This window comes from Bacteroidota bacterium (assembly GCA_026391695.1).
Classification (GTDB): Bacteria; Bacteroidota; Bacteroidia; order Bacteroidales; family JAGONC01; genus JAPLDP01.
Map to the genome: position 1 here is coordinate 1 of JAPLDP010000014.1, position 1,578 is coordinate 1,578.

The 1,578-nt window shown below is 36.4% G+C and carries 2 protein-coding genes; both read right to left on the minus strand.

All coding sequences use genetic code 11. The annotated features are described in order from the left end of the window. Window positions 1–109: 109 nt before the first annotated feature. Window positions 110–292 carry a helix-turn-helix transcriptional regulator gene (locus tag NT175_00275; protein ID MCX6233149.1) on the minus strand — a complete coding sequence of 61 codons (183 nt, stop codon included), beginning with the start codon at window positions 290–292 and terminating at the stop codon, window positions 110–112. Window positions 293–1,205: 913 nt separating this feature from the next. Then, a complete protein-coding gene (locus tag NT175_00280; GenBank protein ID MCX6233150.1) occupies window positions 1,206–1,424 on the minus strand; it encodes a hypothetical protein in 219 nt (72 codons plus the stop codon). Between the last annotated feature and the right edge of the window lie 154 nt (window positions 1,425–1,578).

The window sequence follows — 1,578 nt, forward strand, 5'->3', positions numbered from 1 at the left end:
ATTAAAACAATAAAGTCAATACTTAAAGCATTTTTATTTGGCACCACATTTTTACCAAAATTTCAAAATCCTTCTTTGTATAATATTAATTATCAATCATATGCACTTATTATTTGTGCGTTAACTGTAAAAGAAAAGTTAAAGTAATATTTTTTTCAGCACGTTCAATCATTCCAATATAAGTCCTATGCAAATCCGCTTTGAAAGATAACTCCTCTTGAGATAGACCTCTTTCTTTACGAATTTTCCGAACTTTTTCGCCAAAAGCTATAAGGATTTCCTTTTTGTCCATCAGAAATTTCTGCTGCCAAAGCTAATTATAGTATGCAAATCAAACAACATACTAAAGTTAGCATTTTTCATACCTAATAGAAAAAAAGATTTTCAGTTTGTGTTAATTCTTTTGGAGTAGTAACAACACGATATCTTTTTTTATGATAGTTGGTTTTGGATATAATATTTGATTAACGTTTCTGCCCTTTACCGCTAGTGCATAACTATTTGCTACCAGTAATATTACGAATGATATCGAAAAAATTATAATATAAACTCCAGACCAGGTGGTACACTTTGCTCCAGAATATTCACTTATGTTACAAATCCGCTTTATTAGGTGGCGCCGATTTGACCGGAATATTCGGAAAGCACGGATGCCATCTTTTTGGAAAGATGTCATCCGATGACGGCCCCTTTGGAGCCGATTATTTATAATAATGATTTCCTGATTAATTTATTCTTACTTGGAACGCTCCTCCGGAGCTATTGTTTATTATGACCTTCATTTTCTACAAACAGAGGGCTCCTGTGGAGCCCATGGTTTATTATCATAATATTCACTCTGAGTACGGACTGAGGGCTCCACCAGATCCCATTTAATAATTGTATTGATATCAGACATATTGCCGGTCCGGAAAGGCCACCAGTCTGTTAACCATCACTATAACCAATTAACCAGCCCCGGAGGGGCCCTCTGCCTGTAGAAGACATCAATATGGGTAATCAAATAGCTCCGGAGGAGCGTCCCGTCTACAGAAAGCGCATTCAAAACAAACAGATGCCATCTTTTTTGAAAAATGGCATCCGTATTATTCCGAATCCAAAGAAACCAGGTGAGACGCTGATGAAATCCTGGCTTTGAAAAATGGCAGGAGACTGACAAGGGTGCCCGGAAATGGGTATGGCCGGTTATCTCCTTTCTTTAGTTGTCAAAATACAGCAGTTTCATCTAATGTGTGGCCTGCAATACCAGTGCTGTAATAACTTATGCTAAGCAGAAAAATCGTTGTAGCATTGGTTAGATGGGAAGGTTTATTTGCCATTTTCCGTTTTCGAAAAAAGTCACTAAGCGCCTTTTCTTCTTCAATTGTTAAAGTGCCTTGTCCACCCAGAAAATCATCGTCTAATTCAATTTTCTTAGTTGCCATTATTTCGGTATTAAAAATATTTATTGATCAATTTTATCGCTGCCTGGGTTTCAATAATCATTACTCGTCCTCCAAAATGAAATGCTCCAAGTGTCCTTTCATAATGTTCAATAAGTTGTGATTTTGAAAGAAAAGAGACATTTCCATCGTGACC

What these genes read in the sequence shown, in the direction of transcription:
- NT175_00280 (MCX6233150.1), bottom strand. Translation starts at nt 1,424, where the DNA reads ATGGCAACTAAGAAAATTGAATTAGACGATGATTTTCTGGGTGGACAA.
- NT175_00275 (MCX6233149.1), bottom strand. Translation starts at nt 292, where the DNA reads ATGGACAAAAAGGAAATCCTTATAGCTTTTGGCGAAAAAGTTCGGAAA.